Origin of the sequence: Rhodoplanes sp. SY1 (assembly GCF_046000175.1) — a bacterium.
Taxonomy (GTDB): Bacteria; Pseudomonadota; Alphaproteobacteria; order Rhizobiales; family Xanthobacteraceae; genus Rhodoplanes.
Window position 1 is genome coordinate 1 of record NZ_JBEOMB010000229.1, and the last position, 662, is coordinate 662.

General features: G+C 64.7%; 1 pseudogene. It reads left to right on the forward strand.

Going from position 1 to position 662, the window contains the following annotated elements:
• A pseudogene (locus ABTU92_RS28730) lies at positions 1–662 on the forward strand (AAA family ATPase); the annotation flags it as partial.

The following is a 662-nucleotide window of genomic DNA, read 5'->3' on the forward strand; positions in this document are numbered from 1 at the left end:
GATGCGCTGCGCTCCGTCGATTTCCGCTGGGTCCGCGCGCTGGAAAGCGTCTGGGTCGACGACGACCGCTCCATTCCAGGACCGAATGCTGCGACGAGCGCGCAAGTAACGCAACGCTTCTTCGACGAGACAACGGTGGCCGCCGCCCATCCGAACGGCAGCATCGTGACAGGCCCACCAGGCATCGGCAAGACGCACCTCGTCGGCGATCTGCGACGCCAAGTCTGGCAAGGCGGCGGCTGGTTCGTGCTGCTGGACGTTCTCGGACTCACCGACTTCTGGCGCAGCGCGGCGCTGAGCTGGATCACCTCCCTGCTGCAACCGATGCCGAACGGACGCCGCCAGTTCGAGGCGGTCTTGGCCGGCGTGGCGCGTCGTTTCAAGGTCGAGAAGCAGGTCGATGAAGCCTTCGGCATGCCGGATATCGACGCGCGGAAGATCGTCGACTTGCTGATCAAGGGCCTGATGTCCACCGACATGTCGAACACGTTGCAGCATCAGGATGTGTTCCGCGCACTCTGTCTGCTGCGCTCGAGCGACGTCAAGAGCATCAGCTTGGCGCACAGCTGGCTGCAGGGATACGACGCGGACGAGCAAGCCCGCGCCGCGCTCGGATTTCAGAAGCCGCCACCAAAGCCCGTCGAACTCGTGCGCGGCATGTC